This is a genomic window from Streptomyces sp. NPDC021096, assembly GCF_040641275.1.
Classification (GTDB): domain Bacteria; phylum Actinomycetota; class Actinomycetes; order Streptomycetales; family Streptomycetaceae; genus Streptomyces.
In genome coordinates this window covers 611,191-629,199 of sequence record NZ_JBFADG010000001.1, presented here as the reverse complement: position 1 = coordinate 629,199, position 18,009 = coordinate 611,191, and the positions used below count along the sequence as shown (strand labels likewise).

General features: G+C 72.6%; 16 protein-coding genes. 5 read left to right on the top strand and 11 right to left on the bottom strand.

The features are described from left to right. Positions 1 to 89 precede the first annotated feature (89 nt). Entirely contained in the window at positions 90 to 1,700 is a 1,611-nt protein-coding gene (gene aceB, locus AB0G59_RS02920; protein WP_360907283.1) for a malate synthase A, read from the top strand. Here aceB and AB0G59_RS02915 read toward each other — a convergent pair. The 9 genes from AB0G59_RS02915 to AB0G59_RS02875 form a co-directional block, all read right to left on the bottom strand. Then, positions 1,697 to 2,458, bottom strand: coding sequence for a carbonic anhydrase (locus AB0G59_RS02915; RefSeq protein ID WP_360907281.1), 762 nt, complete (start codon positions 2,456 to 2,458; stop codon positions 1,697 to 1,699). The genes aceB and AB0G59_RS02915 overlap by 4 nt on opposite strands. Positions 2,459 to 2,653: 195 nt before the next feature. Continuing rightward, complete coding sequence (locus tag AB0G59_RS02910) at positions 2,654 to 4,189, bottom strand: YfcC family protein (protein ID WP_360907279.1); 1,536 nt, start codon at positions 4,187 to 4,189, stop codon at positions 2,654 to 2,656. A gap of 92 nt (positions 4,190 to 4,281) precedes the next feature. Then, the gene (locus AB0G59_RS02905; RefSeq protein ID WP_360907277.1) at positions 4,282 to 5,661 is read right to left on the bottom strand and encodes a nucleobase:cation symporter-2 family protein; all 1,380 of its coding nucleotides are present in this window, start codon (positions 5,659 to 5,661) and stop codon (positions 4,282 to 4,284) included. A 120-nt stretch (positions 5,662 to 5,781) separates the two neighbouring features. Next, on the bottom strand, positions 5,782 to 7,170 hold the full coding sequence (locus AB0G59_RS02900; RefSeq protein WP_360907275.1) for an 8-oxoguanine deaminase: 1,389 nt from the start codon (positions 7,168 to 7,170) through the stop codon (positions 5,782 to 5,784). A 41-nt stretch (positions 7,171 to 7,211) separates the two neighbouring features. Beyond that, positions 7,212 to 8,108, bottom strand: a complete 897-nt coding sequence (gene pucL / locus AB0G59_RS02895; protein ID WP_360907273.1) for a factor-independent urate hydroxylase — start codon at positions 8,106 to 8,108, stop codon at positions 7,212 to 7,214. Between the two features lie 4 nt (positions 8,109 to 8,112). Beyond that, complete coding sequence (gene uraH / locus AB0G59_RS02890; RefSeq protein WP_360907271.1) at positions 8,113 to 8,466, bottom strand: hydroxyisourate hydrolase; 354 nt, start codon at positions 8,464 to 8,466, stop codon at positions 8,113 to 8,115. Next, a complete protein-coding gene (uraD, locus tag AB0G59_RS02885) occupies positions 8,463 to 8,999 on the bottom strand; it encodes a 2-oxo-4-hydroxy-4-carboxy-5-ureidoimidazoline decarboxylase (protein ID WP_360907269.1) in 537 nt (178 codons plus the stop codon). Before uraD ends, uraH begins: the two co-directional genes overlap by 4 nt. Positions 9,000 to 9,090: 91 nt before the next feature. Further along, positions 9,091 to 9,441 carry a helix-turn-helix domain-containing protein gene (locus tag AB0G59_RS02880; protein WP_360907267.1) on the bottom strand — a complete coding sequence of 117 codons (351 nt, stop codon included), beginning with the start codon at positions 9,439 to 9,441 and terminating at the stop codon, positions 9,091 to 9,093. Then, positions 9,438 to 9,701 (bottom strand): hypothetical protein, encoded by a 264-nt coding sequence (locus AB0G59_RS02875; protein ID WP_360907265.1) that lies wholly within the window; start codon positions 9,699 to 9,701, stop codon positions 9,438 to 9,440. The genes AB0G59_RS02880 and AB0G59_RS02875 overlap by 4 nt, the downstream gene beginning before the upstream one ends. Positions 9,702 to 9,841: 140 nt before the next feature. On the opposite strand from AB0G59_RS02875, the gene AB0G59_RS02870 reads away from it, so the two are divergent. From AB0G59_RS02870 to AB0G59_RS02855, 4 genes are all read left to right on the top strand, one after another. Then, the gene (locus tag AB0G59_RS02870) at positions 9,842 to 10,657 is read left to right on the top strand and encodes a TIM barrel protein (RefSeq protein ID WP_360907263.1); all 816 of its coding nucleotides are present in this window, start codon (positions 9,842 to 9,844) and stop codon (positions 10,655 to 10,657) included. A 92-nt stretch (positions 10,658 to 10,749) separates the two neighbouring features. Then, entirely contained in the window at positions 10,750 to 11,640 is an 891-nt protein-coding gene (locus tag AB0G59_RS02865; RefSeq protein WP_360907261.1) for a 2-hydroxy-3-oxopropionate reductase, read from the top strand. 20 nt (positions 11,641 to 11,660) lie between these two features. Continuing rightward, positions 11,661 to 13,358 carry a glyoxylate carboligase gene (gene gcl / locus AB0G59_RS02860; protein WP_360907578.1) on the top strand — a complete coding sequence of 566 codons (1,698 nt, stop codon included), beginning with the start codon at positions 11,661 to 11,663 and terminating at the stop codon, positions 13,356 to 13,358. Positions 13,359 to 13,529: 171 nt separating this feature from the next. Further along, entirely contained in the window at positions 13,530 to 14,246 is a 717-nt protein-coding gene (locus AB0G59_RS02855; RefSeq protein WP_360907259.1) for a hypothetical protein, read from the top strand. A gap of 197 nt (positions 14,247 to 14,443) precedes the next feature. On the opposite strand, the gene AB0G59_RS02850 is transcribed toward AB0G59_RS02855, so the two are convergent. Beyond that, positions 14,444 to 16,093 (bottom strand): AMP-binding protein, encoded by a 1,650-nt coding sequence (locus AB0G59_RS02850; RefSeq protein WP_360907257.1) that lies wholly within the window; start codon positions 16,091 to 16,093, stop codon positions 14,444 to 14,446. A gap of 5 nt (positions 16,094 to 16,098) precedes the next feature. After that, entirely contained in the window at positions 16,099 to 17,784 is a 1,686-nt protein-coding gene (locus tag AB0G59_RS02845) for an AMP-binding protein (RefSeq protein ID WP_360907255.1), read from the bottom strand. Positions 17,785 to 18,009: the final 225 nt, after the last annotated feature.

The following is an 18,009-nucleotide window of genomic DNA, read 5'->3' as shown; positions in this document are numbered from 1 at the left end:
GCGCCACGCCCACGCGTCACGTCCGCCATGACCGGTCCACCCCGGCGGCCCGCCGGGCACCGCACCGCCCGCTGAAGGAGTGACAGCCCATGTCCGCACCAGCGTCTTCCCCGCCCGCAGTCGTCGACGCCCCGCACGTGGAGCGGCAGGAGGAGCTGCTCACCGACGCGGCCCTCGCCTTCCTCGCCGCGCTGCACCGCCGCTTCACCCCGCGCCGCGACGAGTTGCTGGCCCGCCGTGCCACGCGCCGCGCCGAGATCGCCCGCACCGGCCGGCTGGACTTCCTCCCGGAGACCGCCGGCGTCCGCGCGGACCCCGACTGGCGGGTGGCGCCGGCCCCCGCCGCGCTGGAGGACCGGCGCGTGGAGATCACCGGCCCCGCCGACGACCGCAAGATGACGATCAACGCCCTCAACTCCGGCGCCCGTGTCTGGCTCGCCGACTTCGAGGACGCCTCCTCCCCCACCTGGCGCAATGTCGTGAGCGGCCAGCTCAACCTCATCGACGCCTACGAGCGCCGCATCGACTTCACCTCCCCCGAGGGCCGGACGTACGCGCTCGGGCCCGCCGCGGAGCTCGCCACGGTCGTCATGCGCCCGCGCGGCTGGCACCTCGACGAGCGGCACATCACCGTCGACGGCCGCCCCCTGCCCGGCGCCCTCGCCGACTTCGGCCTCTACTTCTTCCACAACGCCCGGCGCCTGCTCGACCTGGGCAAGGGGCCGTACTTCTACCTCCCCAAGACCGAGTCGCACCTCGAGGCGCGGCTGTGGAACGAGGTCTTCGTCTTCGCGCAGGACTACGTGGGCGTGGAGCGGGGCACGGTCCGGGCCACCGTCCTCATCGAGACGATCACCGCCGCGTACGAGATGGAGGAGATCCTCCACGAGCTGCGCGAGCACGCCTCGGGGCTCAACGCGGGCCGCTGGGACTACCTCTTCTCCCTCATCAAGAACTTCCGTGACGGGGGCGAGAAGTTCGTCCTTCCCGACCGCAACGCCGTGACCATGACGGCTCCGTTCATGCGCGCGTACACCGAGCTGCTGGTGCGCACCTGTCACCGGCGCGGCGCCCACGCGATCGGGGGCATGGCCGCGTTCATCCCCTCCCGCAGGGACCCCGAGGTCAACGAGGTCGCCCTGGAGAAGGTCCGGGCCGACAAGAGGCGGGAGGCGGGCGACGGCTTCGACGGCTCCTGGGTCGCCCACCCCGACCTGGTCCCGGTCGCGCGCGCCTGCTTCGACGCGGTGCTCGGCGACCGGCCGCACCAGAAGGACCGGCTGCGCGAGGACGTCGAGGTGACGGCCGAACAGCTCATCGCGGTCGACACCCTGGAGGCCAGGCCGACCGCCGCGGGCCTGCGCAACGCCGTCCAGGTCGGCATCCGCTACATCGAGGCGTGGCTGAGGGGCCTGGGCGCGGTCGCCATCTTCAACCTCATGGAGGACGCGGCCACGGCGGAGATCTCCCGTTCCCAGATCTGGCAGTGGGTCGACGCGGGCGTCGTGCTCGACACCGGCGAGAAGGTCACGGGCCGGCTGGTCCGCGAGGTCGCCGCCGAGGAGCTCGCGGCCGTCCGCACGGCGACCGGCGCCTGGCAGCAGGCCCACGACCTGCTGCTGAAGGTCGCCCTCGACGAGGACTACGCCGACTTCCTCACGCTGCCGGCGTACGAACTCCTCGACCGGGAGGGCGACTAGGGCGCGCCGGTCAGGACCTCCACCTTCCCGGTGTCGAGCGAGTAGTAGGCGCTGACCACGGCAAGGGAGCGCTTCTTCACCAGCGGGGCGAGGTCCTTGTTGGTGCGCAGGTCGGCCGCGGTCATCCGGGCCTGGTTGCGGGCCATGGTGTCGACCGGGTCCGCGCCGGGACGCTTGATGGTCCGCTCGTACGCCGGCCGCAGCGCCTCGGCGATCGCGTTCAGGTTGCCGGGCAGCGCCTCGTCCTCGCGCATCGCCTTGTACGACGACTCCACGGCCCCGCAGCGCTGGTGCCCGAGGACGACGATCAGCGGGGTGCCGCTCGTCATGGGCCCGTACTCGACGGAACCGGTGACCACCGGGCCGACGGTCTGTGCGCCGGTGCGCAGTACGTAGAGGTCACCGAGGCCGGTGTCGAAGAGGAGCTCGGGCGGCACGCGGGAGTCGATGCACGAGAGGACCACCCCGTACGGCTCCTGCGACTGCGCCACGAGCTCGCGCCGGGTGGGATCGCGGTCGGGGTGCTGGAGGTTTCCGTTCACCCAGCGCTTGTTGCCGTCCATCAGCCGCGCGAAGGCCTCCTTGGCCGTGGTGGGACGCGGAGCGGGCGGCGCCGTCGTCGCCTTGGGGGCGGCGTCCGCCGACTTCGGGGCGCTCTTCGGGGCGCCGTTCGAGGAGCACCCCGTGAGCGCGGCCGCGACGGCCACGAGACCGCCGGTGAGCAACGCCCTGCGGTGCGGATGTCCTGCTGCGTCCATCGTCGTTCCCCTCGGCATCGCTGAGACACGCCCGCGCGTCGGCATCTGCGCCCGGCCGCTGCGGCGATCGCGATTGTTCACCGCGGTACGGGCGGTCCTGCGGGAGGCGCGGAGGAACGCCGGCTCATTTACCCCTGACGGCCCACAGCGGATCCCCGGGCGGCCGTGAACGAGCGCGGCGAGGCCCGGTCCCCGTCACGTCAGGGCCGCGCCCAGCGCCACGAAGCCGCAGATCAGCACGGCCAGGATCAGCAGCAGCGGCCATACGAACCGCAGGTACCGGTCGTAGCCGACCTTCGCCAGCGACACCCCGCCGACCACCACGGCGGTGGTCGGCACCCACAGGTTCATCCAGCCGCTGGCCGACTGCCAGGCCGTGACCACCACCGCGCGCGAGACGTGCGCGAACTCCGCCAGCGGCGCCAGGATCGGCATCGCGAGGGTGGCGTGGCCGGAGGTGGAGGGGATCAGGAAGGCCAGCGGCAGGTTCACGACGTACACCAGGATCGCGAAGGCCACCGGCGGGGTGCCGGTGACCGCGCCCTCGACGGCGTGCAGCACGGTGTCGATGACCATCGCGTTCGTCATGATGACGGTGACGCCGCGGGCGAGGACGATCACCAGCGCGGGTGCGATGAAGTCCGCCGCGCCCTGCACGATGGTGGCGCTCAGCTTCTGCTCGCCCAGCCGGGCGACCAGCCCGACCAGCAGGGCCGCGACGATGAACAGGGCCGCCAACTGCGCGAAGGACCAGCCCAGTTCCCAGGTGTAGGGCGTGGCGTCGGCCTTGCCCGACAGGGCGCTCGCCCAGGGGATGACCGAGAAGATCATGAAGGCGAAGACGGCCGCGACCATCACGAGCACGCCCTTCTGCAGGCCCGTGAGCTCCGGCGGCTCGACCGCCTGGGCGGCGAGCTCGCGGTCCCCCTCCAGGAAGCCGACCAGTGAGCGGTCCGGTTCGGCCCGCACCCTGCTCGCGTACCGCACGACGTAGACGATGGCCACCCCCGTGAGCACCACCCACATCACGAAGCGCAGCACGATGCCGTCGCCCAGCGAGATGCCGGCGGCCGAGGAGGCGACGCCGGTGGCGAACGGGTTGACGGTGGAGGCGAGCACTCCGATGCCCGCGCCGAGGATGATCGTGCCGGTGGCGACCATCCGGTCGTAGCCGAGCGCCAGCATCAGCGGTACCAGCAGTCCGTAGAACCCCAGCGTCTCCTCCGCGAAGCCCTCCACGGTGCCCAGGAGCGAGAAGACGGTCATCACGCCGGCGATGAGCAGCGCCCCGCGGTCGCGGAGCCGGTGGGCGAGCCGCTCGATGCCGCGGTCGAGGGCGCCGGTGGCGAAGACGACGGTGATGAACGCGCCGATCGCCAGGACGAAGAGGAAGACCCCGGCACTGCCGTACAGCGCGCCGACCGCGTCCGGCGCCACCTCGCCCGTCTTCAGGTCGCGCACGCCGTAGAGGCCGTTGACGGGGGCCAGGAAGAGGTCGCCGAGCCGGTGCGCCAGGCCGCCGGGGGCGAACGCGCGGTGATAGGTGCCCTGGACCGGGTCGCCGTCGGCGTCGCGGTCGTAGGCGCCGGAGGGGATGACGAAGGTGAGCGCCCAGACGAGGAGCGTCACCACCGCGAGGACGGTCAGCGCGCTGGGGAAGACGAAGCCGGGCTTCTTCTCCTCGGGGCTCGCCTCCTCCTCGTGGTTCGCCTCCGGCGGTTCCTGCTCCACGACGGCGCCTTTCGGTACGAATGGGTGTTATTCGTGCCGATTGTGGCGTAGTGGTGCGCCGGGACGGCCGAGGCGCGGTCGTCTGCGCGTCGTCACCGGGGAGCGGCGGCCGGCGGTCGTCGTCCCACGTGGTGGAAGGCCAGGTTGAGCACCACGGCCGTCAGGCAGCCCGCGCTGACGCCCGAGTCCAGGATGATCTTCAGGGTCTCGGGGATGGCCGCGTTGTCGTAGAAGGTGCGGGAGACCACCGGGACCAGGCCCACGCCGAGCGAGGTGGCGGCGATCAGCAGATTGTCGCCGCGGTCGAGGCCGGCGGTGCGCAGCACGTTGATGCCGCTGGCCGCGACGGTGCCGAAGAGGACGATGCCCGCGCCGCCGAGCACCGGCTGGGGCACGAGGGCGATGAGGGAGGCGAACACCGGGCTCAGGCCGAGCAGGACGAACATCAGGCCGCACGCGGCCACGGTGAAGCGGCTGCGGACGCGGGTGAGGGCGACCAGGCCGATGTTCTGTGCGAAGGCGCTGTTGGCGAAGCCGTTGAAGAGCGGGCTGAGCGCGGTGCCGAGGGTGTCGGCGCGCAGGCCGGCGGCGATGACCTTCTCGTCCGCCTCACGGTCGACGATCTCGCCGAGGGCGAGCATGTCGGCGGTGCTCTCGGTCATGCAGACGAGCATCAGGACGCACATCGAGACGATGGCCGGCAGGGCGAAGTGCGGGGCGCCGAAGTGGAAGGGGGTGGGGAAGCCGACGAGGGCCGCGTGGCGGGTGGCGGTGGTGTCGACGGCCCCGGCCGGTACGGCGAGGAGGGTGCCGGCCACCAGTCCGAGCAGGATCGCGATCTGCTGCAGGAAGCCCCTGAGCAGCCGGCGCAGGGCCAGCACGACGGCCAGGGTCGCCCCGGCCAGGCCGAGGTTGGTGAGCGAGGCGGGGCGCTCCGGATGGCCGCCCTGGATCCAGCCGAAGGAGACGGGCAGGAGGGTGATGCCGATGAGGGTGATGACGGTGCCGCTGACGACGGGCGGGAAGAAGCGGACGAGTTTGCAGAAGGAGGGGGCGAGCAGGAAGCCCAGCACGCCGGCCACGATGACGGCTCCGTAGATGACGGGCAGCGCGTCCCGGCGGTCGGCCTGGGCGTCGGCGACGGCCAGCATCGGCGCGACGCCGGCGAAGGAGACGCCGTTGACGAACGGCAGCCGGGCGCCGACCTTCCACAGCCCCACGGTCTGCAGGAGCGTGGCGATGCCGGCCGTGAACAGGCTCGCCCCGACCAGGAAGGTGATCTCCACCGGGGAGAGCCCGACGTACGCGCCGACGACCAGCGGCGGGGCGACCACTCCGGCGTAGCTGGCGGCCACGTGCTGGAAGCCGCCCGTGAGAAGTTGTGCGGGCCGGGGCAGCCGGTCCACGGGGTGGGCGTCGCCGCCGTCCCCGGCGGTGGCCGGCTGTGGCCCGCCGGTGGGCCTGGGCGCCATGACCACGGCGGTTCCTCCTGTCGGTGGGGGTGAGGAAGGGCCGGGGCGCGGGCGGTTCGCCGCGCCCCGGCCCGGCCGCCGAGGGCCGTCCCCCTCGGCGGGTCCGGCGGGCCCGGCGGATCAGCCGGCGTCGGCGGCGATCTCGGCCAGGCGGCGGGCCTCGGCGCGGGCCTCGCGGGCGATGGTCTCCTCGTCCGCGGTGACCAGCCGGCCGTCCTCGACGACGGGGGCGCCGCCCACGAGGGAGAGGGTGACGGGCGCGGGTGCGCCGAGGACCAGGGCGGCGACGGGGTCGGCGATGGTGGAGTGGCCGAGGCCGTCGAGCTTCCACAGCACCAGGTCGGCGAGCTTGCCGGGCTCCAGCGAGCCGATCTCCTCGGCCCGGCCCAGGACGCGGGCGCCGCCGTGGGTGCCCAGTCGCAGTGCCTGACGGACGTTCAGGGCCTTCCCGCCGCCGGCGAGCCGGTGGACGAGGAGGGCGTTGCGCAGCTCGGTGTGGAGTTCGCCGGACTCGTTGGAGGCGGTGCCGTCGACGCCGAGGCCCACGGGGACGCCCGCGCCGAGCATCGCGGGGACGCGGGCGGTGCCGGCGCCGAGCCGGGCGTTGGAGGAAGGGCAGTGCGCCACGCCGGTGCCGGTGCGGGCGAAGGCCGCGATGTCGGCGTCGTTCATGTGGACGCAGTGGGCCATCCAGACGTCCTCGCCGAGCCAGCCGGTGGACTCGAAGTAGTCCGTCGGCCCCATGCCGAACAGCTCCTTGCAGAACCGCTCCTCCTCCACGGTCTCCGAGCCGTGCGTGTGCAGCCGTACGCCCTTGCGGCGGGCGAGCGCGGCGGACTCGCGCAGCAGCTCGGTGGAGACGGAGAACGGCGAGCAGGGGGCGACACCGATGCGCAGCATCGAGCCGAAGGAGGGGTCGTGGTGGGTGTCGATGGCCTCCTCGGTGGCCAGGAGCGCGGCCTCGGTGGTCTCGACGGCGAAGTCCGGGGGCAGTCCGCCGGCCGAGGCGCCGCGGTCCATGGAGCCCCGGGTGGGGCTGAACCGTACGCCCAGCTCGCGGGCGGCGCGGATCTCCGCGCCGAGGAGGTCGCCGGCGCCGCGGGGGAAGACGTAGTGGTGGTCCATGGCGGTGGTGACGCCGCCGCGGACCATCATGGCGAGGGAGCCGCGCGCGGCCGCGTACACCATGGGCTCGTCGATGCGGGCCCAGACGGGGTAGAGGGCGACGAGCCAGTCGAAGAGGTGGGAGTCCTGGGCGAGGCCGCGGGTGAGCCATTGGTAGAAGTGGTGGTGGGTGTTGACGAGGCCGGGGGTGGCAAGGTGCCCGGTGCCGTCGACGCGGCGCACGACGTCCGTGAGGCCGGCGGGCGCGGGCCCCGGGCCGACGGATTCGATGGTGGTGCCGTTGACGACGATGTGGCCGCGGTCGTACTCGGTGTCGCTCGCGTCGACGGTCGCGACGGCGCAGTTCTCGATGACGACGCGGGAGGCCGAGGGGGGTGCTGGCATGGGTGCGGTGTCCTTCGGGGTCGTCGTCCTTGTGGGTGTCCTCAGAGGTTCGTCAGGTCGGCCGGTATGCCGGGGTCGGCGCCGTCGCGCAGGACGGTCGCCTCGATGAGGCCGTAGGGGCGGTCGGCCGCGTAGTAGACCTCGTTGTCGTTCTCGAGGCCGAACGGCGAGAGGTCGGCGAGGAAGTGGTGCTTGTTGGGCAGGGACAGCCGTATCTCGTCGATGCCGGGGCACTGGTCGATGACGCGCGAGCCCATCTGGTAGAGCGTCTGCTGCAGCGAGAGCGAGTAGGTGTCGGCGAAGGCGGCCAGCAGGTGTTCGCGCGCTCCTTCGTAGGAGCGGTCCCAGTCGGTGGGCCCGGGATCGGTGGCGTCGCCGGTCCAGGCGTGGCGCCAGCGGGCGTTCACCTCGGTGGCGAGGACCCGGTCGCGGGTCTCGGGGAGGGTGGTGTAGCGGTCCTTGACGTAGCCGTGGAACTCCGAGTCGGTGGAGTTGAGCACGACGAGGTCCTTGAGCCCGGAGACGATCTGCCACGCACGGCCGTCGAAGGTGATCTGCGCGGTACGGGTCTCCTGGCCGCGGCGGACGAAGGAGTGCTGCTTGGGGCCGGGGACGCCGATGCGCTCCCAGGCGTGCTCCTCTATGCGGATGCGGGCGGTGCGGATCGAGTCCTGGCTGGTCACGAAGTGCCGGGCCAGGTGGATGCCGAACTGCTCGGCGGAGTCGACGCCGTGTTCCTTGGCGAAGGCGAAGACGGTGTTCTTGGTGGCGTCGGTGGTGAGGACGTTGGCGTTGGAACCGGAGAGGTGGACCTCTTCCATGTCGCCGGAGAGGGCGACGGAGACGTTGAGGTCCTTGATGTGGTGCGTGGCGCCGTCGCGGACGATTCTGACGACGTGGCTCTCCGCCTTGCCGTACTGGTTCTGCCCAAGGATCACGGTGCTAGCTCCCTCGGTATACGGAGTAGCCGAACGGGCTGAGCAGCAGGGGCACGTGGTAGTGCTCGCCCGGGACGACGGCGAAGGTGACCGTCACCTCCGGGAAGAAGGCCGTGCCCCCGGCCCGCCGGGGGGAAAGGTGGGGCTCGACGTCGAAGCGCAGGCGCGCACGGGTGCCCGCCGGCGGCAGTGCGGGCAGATCGGCGCAGCGCCCGTCCGTGTCGGTCCTCGACGTGCCGAGCACGCTCCAGCCGCCGCGGTCGCGGACGGACAGCTCCACCGCGATACCGGTGGCGGGGCGTCCGGCGGAGGTGTCCAGGACGTGCGTGGACACCGACGCGGTCGTCGCGGTGCTCATGTGCGGTCCGCTCCTTCCTCTACGGGCACGGGCTGTACGGCGAGCCGGGCCAGCCGGATGCGGTTGATCCTGCCCAGCTCCCCGCGAACGATCTCGCGCTCGCGTTCCGGGGGGTTGTCGATCCGGTTACGGATGGCGTCATACATCTGTTCGGCCGTCAGGCCGGTGGCGCAGATCAGGAAGACGTGCCCGAACTTCTCCTGGTAGGCCAGGTTGAGTTCGAGCATCCCGGCTCTGACGCGGTCGGGGGCGTTCGCCATGCCGCGCTGCTCGCGGGCGGAGACGGGGTCGCCGGGGGCCGGCCGGCCGATGGGCGGGTGGGCGGCCATGGCCTCGGCCAGATCGGCCGGGCCCAGGGCGGCGACGGCGGTGTCGCTCGCGGTCAGCAGTTCCCCGGCGTCACGGTAGGGGCGCCCGGCGAGGATGCCGTTCCCCCATGCGGTGCTGGCGCAGATCTCGTGCAGGGCGGACCGGGCCGTATGCTCCTCGGCCGCGTTGAACCGGGCGAGGCCCGGCGTCGAACTCGCAGTCACGGCAACCTCCGTGGCGCTTGTCGCTGCGCTCGGATGAGCTGCGCATAGCTAACGCCCTGAGGAACACCGCGTCAACAGTTTGTTGAAAAAGCTAATCGCGATTGAGGTAGTTGTAGACCGTGAAGCGGCTGACGCCGAGCGCGGCGGCGACGGTCTCCACGCCGTGGCGCAGCGTGAAGGCGCCCCGCGCCTCCAGGTTCCGCACGACCGACTGCTTGGTCTTGCGGTCGAGTTCGGCGAGCGGCACGCCGTGGCGGCGCTCCAGGTCGGCCAGGATGCGCTCGAGCGAGTCGGCCAGGTGCGGAAGCCGTACGGCCACCACCTCGCGCCCCTCCCAGGAGAGGACGACGTCGTCGGCCCCGGCCTGATCCGGCTCGAGGAGCTGCCCGCCCAGGGCGTCGACGAGCGGCCTGACGGCGGCGCGGAACGCGTCCTCGCTCATCCGCCGCTGCCTTCCGTGGCCCCGGGCACGACGTTGACCTGTAGCGACACCCGTGTGGCGCCGGCCCCGAGGGACGCGCGCAGCAGTGCGTCCAGCGCCGTCAGGACGGCGTCGGCCCCGCCTTCGACGGTGTTGCCGAACGGGCCGACGTCGACGGCGTCCAGCCCCGCGCCCTGCACGACCTCGCGGGCCGCCACGGCGTGCGGCGGCGGCTCGTCGAGGTCGAAGGGCTCGGTCGTGAACTCCACTCTCAATCGCACCGGGTCAACGTACTGCCCCCAAGAGCCGAGCGGACAGGGGCTCTTGACAGGGCCGCGGAGGCGACGGCAGCCTTTTCCTCACAACGAAATCATTTTTCCGCATCATGGAATCTCCAGCGGAAGGAGCTGAGTCGACCCCGATGGGCCTCTCCGATCACCGCTTCGATGTGAACCTCTCGATCCTCTTCACGGAGCTGCCGCTCCTCCAGCGGCCCGCGGCAGCGGCGGCGGCCGGCTTCACGGCGGTGGAGCTGTGGTGGCCGTGGCCGGGCACGCCGGTGCCGCCCGACGACGAACTGGCCGCGCTCGGCGACGCGTTGACCCGGGCGGGGACGCAACTGGTCGGGCTGAACTTCTACGCGGGCCTGCTGCCGGGCCCGGACCGGGGCGCGCTGTCCGTGCCGGGCGCGGAATCGGAGCGCTTCCGCGCCAACCTCGACGTCGCCGCCGACTTCGCCGGGTCGCTGGGCTGCCGGGCCCTCAACGCGCTGTACGGCAACCGCGTCGAGGGCGTACCGGCCCAGGTCCAGGACGCGCTCGCCCTGGAGAACCTCGCCCTCGCGGCGCGAGCCGCGGACCGGGTGGGGGCGACGTTGCTGGTCGAGGCGCTCAACGCCGTGGAATCGCCGCGGTATCCGCTGACGGACGCGGCGGCAGCCGTCGAGGTCGTCGACAAGGTCAACGCGACGACGGGGCTGGGGAACGCGCGGCTGCTGCTGGACCTGTACCACCTCGCCATGGGCGGCGCGGACCTGGGCGAGGTCGTCGCCCGGTACGCGCGCCGGGCCGGCCACGTCCAGATCGCGGATGCGCCCGGGCGGGGGGCACCGGGCACCGGGTCCCTGGACTTCGCGGAGCTGCTGCCGCGACTGCGCGAGGCCGGGTACGACGGACCGGTCGGCCTCGAATACCGGGCCGCGGGCGCGGACGCCTTCCGCTGGCTCACCGACTTCTGACGCCCCGGCCCCTCCCCCGGCCCCCCGGACCGCGCTGACGCGCGAGCGGGGGTCCGGGGGCGGAGCCCCCGACCACCCCGAAAGGAACCCCCATGCCACCCCTCCCCCGCATCGCCTGGATAGGCCTCGGCATCATGGGCTCCCCCATGGCCGAGAACCTCCTCAAGGCCGGCTACCCGCTCACCGGATACACCCTCGAACGCCACAAGCTCGACCGCCTCGCCGCCCACGGCGGCACCCCCGCGGCCTCCGTGCGGGACGCGGTCCGCGGTGCCGACGTCGTCGTCACCATGGTCCCCGCCGACCCGCACGTCACCGCCGTCGCCCACGGCGACGACGGCGTCCTGGCCAACGCCGCCCCCGGCACCCTCTTCGTCGACATGTCCTCCATCACCCCGCGGACCTCCGTCGAGCTGGCGCGGGCCGCCGCCGCGCACCGGATACGTGTCCTGGACGCGCCCGTGTCGGGCGGCGAGGCCGGGGCCGTCGAGGGGAGCCTGTCCATCATGGCCGGCGGCGACGCGGCCGACTTCGCCGAGGCCCGGCCCCTCTTCGAGGCCCTCGGCACGACCGTCGTGCACTGCGGCCCCCACGGGGCGGGCCAGACCGTCAAGGCGGCCAACCAGCTGATCGTCGCCGCGAACCTCCAGGCCTGCGCGGAAGCCGTGGTGTTCCTGGAGAAGTCCGGCGTCGACCTCACCGCCGCACTGGACGTGCTGGGCGGCGGGCTCGCCGCCTCCGCCGTGCTCACCCGCAAGCGCCACCACTTCCTCACCCGCGACTTCGCCCCCGGCTTCCGCATCGACCTGCACCACAAGGACATGGGCATCGTCACCGCCGCCGCCCGCGAGGTGGGCGCCTCACTCCCCCTCGGCGGCGTGGTCGCGACGCTGGTGGCCGCCGCCCGCGCCCAGGGCGACGGCGGCCTGGACCACTCGGCGCTCCTGCGGGGCGTCGAGCGGCTGTCGGGGATCACGCCGTGAGCGCCGCCACCGTGCCCGCCATGCAGGCGGCCGTGCACATCATGAAGGACGAGGGCGTCGACATCGCCTTCGGCTGCCCCGGCGCCGCGATCCTGCCCCTGTACCAGGCCATGGAGGCGGTCGGCGGCATCGAGCACCTGACCGTCCGCCACGAGGAGGGCGCGGCCCACATGGCCGACGGCTGGGCCCGCACCAACGGGCGGGTCGGCGTGGCCCTCGCCACCTCCGGGCCCGGTGGCACCAACCTCGTCACCGGCCTGTACACCGCCTTCGCCGACTCCATCCCCATGGTCTGCGTCACCGGCCAGGCGGTCTCGGCCAAGCTGCACCAGGAGGCGTTCCAGGCCGTCGACATCGTCGCGGTCGCACGCCCCGTCACCAAGTGGGCCGTGCAGGTCAAGGAGGCCGCGCAGATCCCCTGGATCTTCCGTGAGGCGTTCCGGACCGCCCGCGAGGGCCGCCCCGGGCCCGTACTGATCGACATCCCGGTGGACATCGCCCAGCGGGAGATCAAGTACGACGCAACGACCGACACCCGGCTTCCCGTCCGTACGGTCGCACCCCACCCGCCCCGGGTGGAGGCCGCCCTGGACCTGCTGCTCGTGGCCGAGCGGCCGCTGATCCTGGCCGGCGGCGGGGTGATCCTCGCCGATGCGGCGGACGAGCTGCGGGCGCTGGTGGAGCACCTGGGCGTGCCCTTCCAGGTCACCCTGATGGGCAAGGGCGCCATCGAGGACGACCACGAGCTCCACATGGGCACCACCGGCATCCAGACCTCGCAGCGGTACGCCAACGCCTCGTTCCTGGAGTCGGACTTCGTGCTCGCCGTCGGCGCCCGCTTCGGGGACCGGCACACGGGCGCCGAGGTCGCCACGTACCGGGGCGCGCGCACGTTCGTCCACGTGGACGTCGAGCCCACCCAGCTCGGCAGGGTCATCGAGCCGGACCTGGGCATCGTCTCCGACGCACGCCTCTTCCTCGCCGCGCTGCTGGACGCGGCCCGGGCGCGCGGCGCGGCTCCCGACGTCGCGCCCTGGGCCGCGCGCTGCCGGCTGCTCAAGCGGACCCTCACCCGGCGCGAGGACTTCGACACCGTGCCCGTCAAGGCGCCCCGGATCTACAAGGAGATCAATGAGGTCTTCGGCCCGGACACCTACTTCGTCACCGCCATCGGCCTCTACCAGATCTGGGGCGGCCAGCATCAGAAGGCGCATCTGCCCCGCCGCTACCAGGTGTGCGGCCAGGCCGGCCCGCTGGGCTGGGAGGTGCCGGCGGCGATCGGCGTGAAGAAGGCGCTGCAGGGCATGGGCCGGGGCGACACGGAAGTGGTGGGCGTCGTCGGCGACTACGGCTTCCAGTACACGGTCGAGGAGCTGGCGGTCGCGGCGCAGTACGACGTCCCGTTCGTGCTGATCATGCTGAACAACGAGTACCTGGGCCTGATCCGCCAGGCCTCGATCGGTTACGGCATGAACTACCAGGTGGACGTCCACTACGACGAGACCGGCACCGATCACGTCACGCTGATGCGGGCGTACGGCTGCGCGGGGCGCCGGGTCGTCGATCCGGCGGACATCCGGCCGGCGATCGAGTGGGCCCGCAAGGAGGCCGTCTCGACCTCCCGCCCGGTGCTGGTCGAGATCATGATCGAGCGCGAGGCCAACACCCCGCACGGCCCGGACATCGACTCCGTACGGGAATTCGAACCACTCCCGTAACACCCGCACCATGAACCCCGGGCGGTGGCGCCGTCACCTGTCCGGTCGCGCCCCCGGCGCCGCCGCCCGGCCTTCTCCCGCGCCCGCCTTGGCGATTCGCTCCCCGGCCGCCCCCGCATCGTGGACGATGGGGTACCCCACAACCCCTACGGACCCCTCGCTGGAGCCGAAATGGCCAAGAGCGTGCCGGTGCACTGCCCCACGTGCCGCCGGGAGCACTCCTTCACCCCGCCCACCTTCCCCTGTGCGTGCGGCGCCCCGCTGACCGTGCCCGTACTGCCCGATGCCACACCCGAGTTATTGGCCCACCGCACCTGGCGCGACTCCTGGGTGGCGGTGCGCTGCCCGTCCTGCGACCGCCAGGGCCAGTGGCCGCGTCCCGAGTTCGGCTGCTCCTGCGGAACGGTCGTACGGCTGCCCGTGCCGCCCCCGCGCGAGACGGAACCGGAGCGGCCGGCCGGTGAGGAGGCGCCGCAGCCGCCCCGGACCCCCTCGCGCCCGCCCTTCCGGCCGGTGACCATCCGCACCGAGCGCGACGCGGTCATGGCCGCCGAGCGCTATCTGCGGTGGCTCGGCTTCAGCGACGTACGCCGCCCCGGGAACTGCCCGGCGCCCACGGCGTCGGGGGTGGACCTGCGCGGCACGGGCATGGTCGCCCGCGTCGATCCCACGACCCTGCCGACCACCCTGCGCGACATCGAGTGCCTGTGGCTGCACGGCCTCCTCGAATCGGCGGCCGCCGCCTGCTTCTCCCTGGCGGGCTATGCGCACGACGCCCGCTGCCGTGCGGACGACCTCCGGCTTCCGCTGTTCGTGATGGACCTGGCCGGCACGCCGCAGGCCCTCAACGACTGGGCCGACGAGCTGGTGCGGCACGGCCGGCGCTGAAGCCCGCGCGCACCGCGAAGCTCAATTCTTGCTCTGAACTCGCCCGCGCGCATGGCGGGTTGGCGCCGTGCGGGCGGAGACTGGGCGCAGGGCCCGCGGGACACGGGGGAACGCGGGCCCGTCCACGGGGGAATCACGGGGGGAACCACACGGGGGTGTCGGGGCGGGCCGCTCGCGGCCCGCCCCGCGCACGTCCGCTACGGCTGGGCCACCGTCGCGGGCGCGGCGTCCAGCAGCGTCGTCGCCTCCTGCCTCAGCTCCACCTTGCGCACCTTGCCGCTGACGGTCATGGGGAAGGCCTCCATCACCCGAAGATGGCGCGGCACCTTGTAGTGCGCGAGCCGGCCGCGGCAGTAGCGGGCGAGCTCGTCGCGCGTGAGGGTCTCGGCGGGGTCGCTGAGGATGACGCAGGCCATGATCTCCTCGCCGTACTTCTCGTCGGGGACGCCGATGACCTGTACGTCGCTGATCTTGGGGTGGGCGTGCAGGAACTCCTCGATCTCGCGCGGGTAGACGTTCTCCCCGCCCCTGATGATCATGTCCTTGATGCGACCGACGATCCGTACGTAGCCGTCCTCGTCCATCTCGGCGAGGTCACCGGTGTGCATCCACCGGTCGGCGTCGATGACGTCGGCGGTGCGCTCGGCGTCGTTCCAGTAGCCGAGCATCACCGAATAGCCGCGGGTGCACAGCTCGCCCGGCTCGCCACGGCCGGCCGTGGCGCCGGTCGACGGGTCGACGATCTTCACCTCCACGTGCGGCAGCACGGTGCCGACGGTGCCCGTGCGACGGGCGAGGTCGTCGTCGCGGCGGGTCTGGGTGGAGACCGGGGAGGTCTCGGTCATCCCGTAGCAGATGGCCACCTCGGCCATGTGCATCTCCGTCACGACCCGCTTCATCACCTCCGAGGGGCACGGCGAGCCCGCCATGATGCCGGTGCGCAGCGAGGACAGGTCGTACGTGGCGAAGTCGGCGAGGCCCAGCTCGGCGATGAACATGGTCGGCACGCCGTACAGCGAGGTGCAGCGCTCGCGCTCGACGGCGTGCAGCGCGGCCGTGGCGTCGAAGGACGGGCCCGGGATGACGATGCAGGCGCCGTGCGAGGTGGCCGCGAGGTTGCCCATGACCATGCCGAAGCAGTGGTAGAAGGGCACGGGCAGGGCGATGCGGTCCTGCTCGGTGTAGCCGAGGGTCTCGCCCACGAAGTAACCGTTGTTGAGGATGTTGCGGTGCGAGAGCGTGGCGCCCTTGGCGAAGCCGGTGGTGCCGGAGGTGTACTGGATGTTGACGGGGTCGTCGCAGTGCAGCCGCGACTCGCGCTCGGCGAGCCGGCCGGGGTCGGTGGCCGCGCCGAGGCGGACGAGCCCCTCCCAGGTGGGGTCGCCGATGTAGACGACGTCGCGCAGGTCCGGGCAGGTGGCGCGAACCTGTTCGACCATGCGGCGGTAGTCGCTCGTGCGGTACTCGAGGGAGGAGACAAGCACGCTGATGCCCGCCTGGCGCAGCACGTACTCGAGCTCGTGCACCCGGTAGGCGGGGTTGACGTTGACCATGACGGCGCCGATGCGGGCGGTGGCGTACTGCACCATGACCCACTCGGGGCAGTTGACGGCCCAGATCCCCACCCGGTCGCCCTTGGCCACGCCCTTGGCCAGGAGGCCCAGCGCGACCTCCTCCACCGCCCGCCCGAACTCCGTGTACGTCCAGCGCCGGCCGCCCTGGACGTCGACGAGCGCCTCGCGGTCGCCGAACCGGCCGACCGTACGGGCGAGATCGGCGCCGATGGTGTGGTCGAGCAGCGGAGTGTCGGTGGGGCCTGCCGCATGGGCGGCGGGGGGTGTGCTCACGGTGGTCACCGGTGGTCTTCCTCTCGGTACTCGGTGCCGCCGCCCTGCGCGGTGCGGTCGCGCAGCTCGATGCGGCGGATCTTGCCGGACACGGTCTTGGGCAGCTCGGCGAACTCCAGCCGGCGGACGCGCTTGTACGGGGCGAGCACGGACCGCGAGTGGGCGAACAGGGCCTTGGCGGTGTCCGGACCCGGCTCCCAGCCGGCGGCGAGGACGACGTACGCCTTGGGCACGGACAGCCGCAGCGGGTCGGGGGCGGGGACGACGGCGGCCTCGGCGACGGCTTCGTGTTCGAGGAGGGCGCTCTCGAGCTCGAAGGGCGAGATCTTGTAGTCGCTGGATTTAAAGACGTCGTCCGCGCGCCCGATGTAGGTGATGTAGCCGTCGGCGTCGCGGGCGCCGATGTCGCCGGTGCGGTAGTAGCCGCCGGCCATGACCTCGGCGGTACGGTCGGCGTCGCCCGCGTAGCCGGTCATCAGGCCGACGGGGCGCGTGCTCAGGTCGAGGGCGATCTCGCCCTCGTCGGCGGGCTCGCCGGTGTGCGGGTCGAGGAGGGCGACGGTGAAGCCGGGGCTGGGGCGGCCCATGGAGCCGGTCTTCAGCGGCTGTCCGGGCGGGTTGGCGACCTGGACGGTGGTCTCCGTCTGCCCGAAGCCGTCGCGGATGGTGACGCCCCAGGCCCGCCGCACGGTCTCGATCACCTCGGGGTTGAGGGGCTCCCCGGCGGCCACCGCCTCGCGCGGCGGGGTGCGCAGTGCGCCGAGGTCTGCCTGGATGAGCATCCGCCACACGGTCGGCGGGGCGCAGAAGCTCGTGACGCCGCAGCGGTCCATCTCGGCCATGAGGCGGGCCGCGTCGAAGCGGGTGTAGTTGTGGACGAAGACGGTGGCCTCGGCGTTCCAGGGCGCGAAGAGGTTGGACCAGGCGTGCTTGGCCCAGCCGGGCGAGGAGATGTTGAGGTGGACGTCGCCGGGCCGCAGCCCGATCCAGTACATGGTCGACAAGTGACCGATGGGGTACGAGATGTGGGTGTGCTCGACGAGCTTGGGGCGGGCGGTGGTGCCGGAGGTGAAGTAGAGCAGCAGGGGTTCGTCGGCACGGGTGGGGCCGTCGGGGGTGAAGGTCTCCTCGGGGTGGCGTTCGTGGTCCCCGTACGCCAGCCAGCCCTCGGGCGCGGCACCGACCGCGATGCGGGTGTAGTCGCCGGGCACGTCGGCGAACTTGCCGGTGTCCTCGGCCCGTACGATCACATGGCGGGCCCGGCCGCGTTCGATGCGGTCGGCGAGGTCGGCGGGGCCCAGCAGGGGTGTGGCGGGGATGACGACGGCGCGCAGCTTCATCGCGGCGAGGGCGGTCTCCCACAGCTCCGCCTGGTTGCCGAGCATGACGACGAGGCGGTCCCCGGCGCGTACGCCCCGCTCGCGCAGCCAGTTGGCGAGCCGGTCCGAGCGGCGACGCAGCGCGTCGAAGGACAGGCGCTTCTCGTCGCCGTCCTCCTCCACGATCCACAGGGCGGTGCGGTCGTTGTCCCGGGCGATGGCGTCGAACCAGTCCAGGGCCCAGTTGAACGCGGTGGGGCGGGGCCAGGCGAAGCCCTCGTACGCCGCCGCGTAGTCCTCGCGGTGCGCGAGCAGAAAGTCCCGTGCCTCCCGGAATCCGTCCGCCTGACCGGCCGTTCCGGTCGGGTCCATTGCCGTCACATGTCCTCCCGTTGCCCCGTGTTCGCGATTCTTCCAAATATCTCAAGGCGGAAGTCGACGCGGCAGGGCCGGAGCCGGGCGGTTTCGGGTCCGGTCGCTTTCGATGCGGGCGGCGGGCGGCGGGCAGCGGGCAGCGGGCAGCGGGCAGCGGGCAGCGGGCAGCGGGCAGCGGGCAGCGGGCAGCGGGCAGCGGGCAGCGGGCAGCGGGCAGCGGGC

Coding starts and splice junctions, on each gene's coding strand:
- aceB (WP_360907283.1), top strand. CDS start 90: ATGTCCGCACCAGCGTCTTCCCCGCCCGCAGTCGTCGACGCCCCGCAC.
- AB0G59_RS02915 (WP_360907281.1), bottom strand. CDS start 2,458: ATGGACGCAGCAGGACATCCGCACCGCAGGGCGTTGCTCACCGGCGGT.
- AB0G59_RS02905 (WP_360907277.1), bottom strand. CDS start 5,661: ATGGCGCCCAGGCCCACCGGCGGGCCACAGCCGGCCACCGCCGGGGAC.
- AB0G59_RS02900 (WP_360907275.1), bottom strand. CDS start 7,170: ATGCCAGCACCCCCCTCGGCCTCCCGCGTCGTCATCGAGAACTGCGCC.
- uraH (WP_360907271.1), bottom strand. CDS start 8,466: ATGAGCACCGCGACGACCGCGTCGGTGTCCACGCACGTCCTGGACACC.
- AB0G59_RS02880 (WP_360907267.1), bottom strand. CDS start 9,441: ATGAGCGAGGACGCGTTCCGCGCCGCCGTCAGGCCGCTCGTCGACGCC.
- AB0G59_RS02870 (WP_360907263.1), top strand. CDS start 9,842: ATGGGCCTCTCCGATCACCGCTTCGATGTGAACCTCTCGATCCTCTTC.
- AB0G59_RS02865 (WP_360907261.1), top strand. CDS start 10,750: ATGCCACCCCTCCCCCGCATCGCCTGGATAGGCCTCGGCATCATGGGC.
- gcl (WP_360907578.1), top strand. CDS start 11,661: ATGCAGGCGGCCGTGCACATCATGAAGGACGAGGGCGTCGACATCGCC.
- AB0G59_RS02855 (WP_360907259.1), top strand. CDS start 13,530: ATGGCCAAGAGCGTGCCGGTGCACTGCCCCACGTGCCGCCGGGAGCAC.
- AB0G59_RS02845 (WP_360907255.1), bottom strand. CDS start 17,784: ATGGACCCGACCGGAACGGCCGGTCAGGCGGACGGATTCCGGGAGGCA.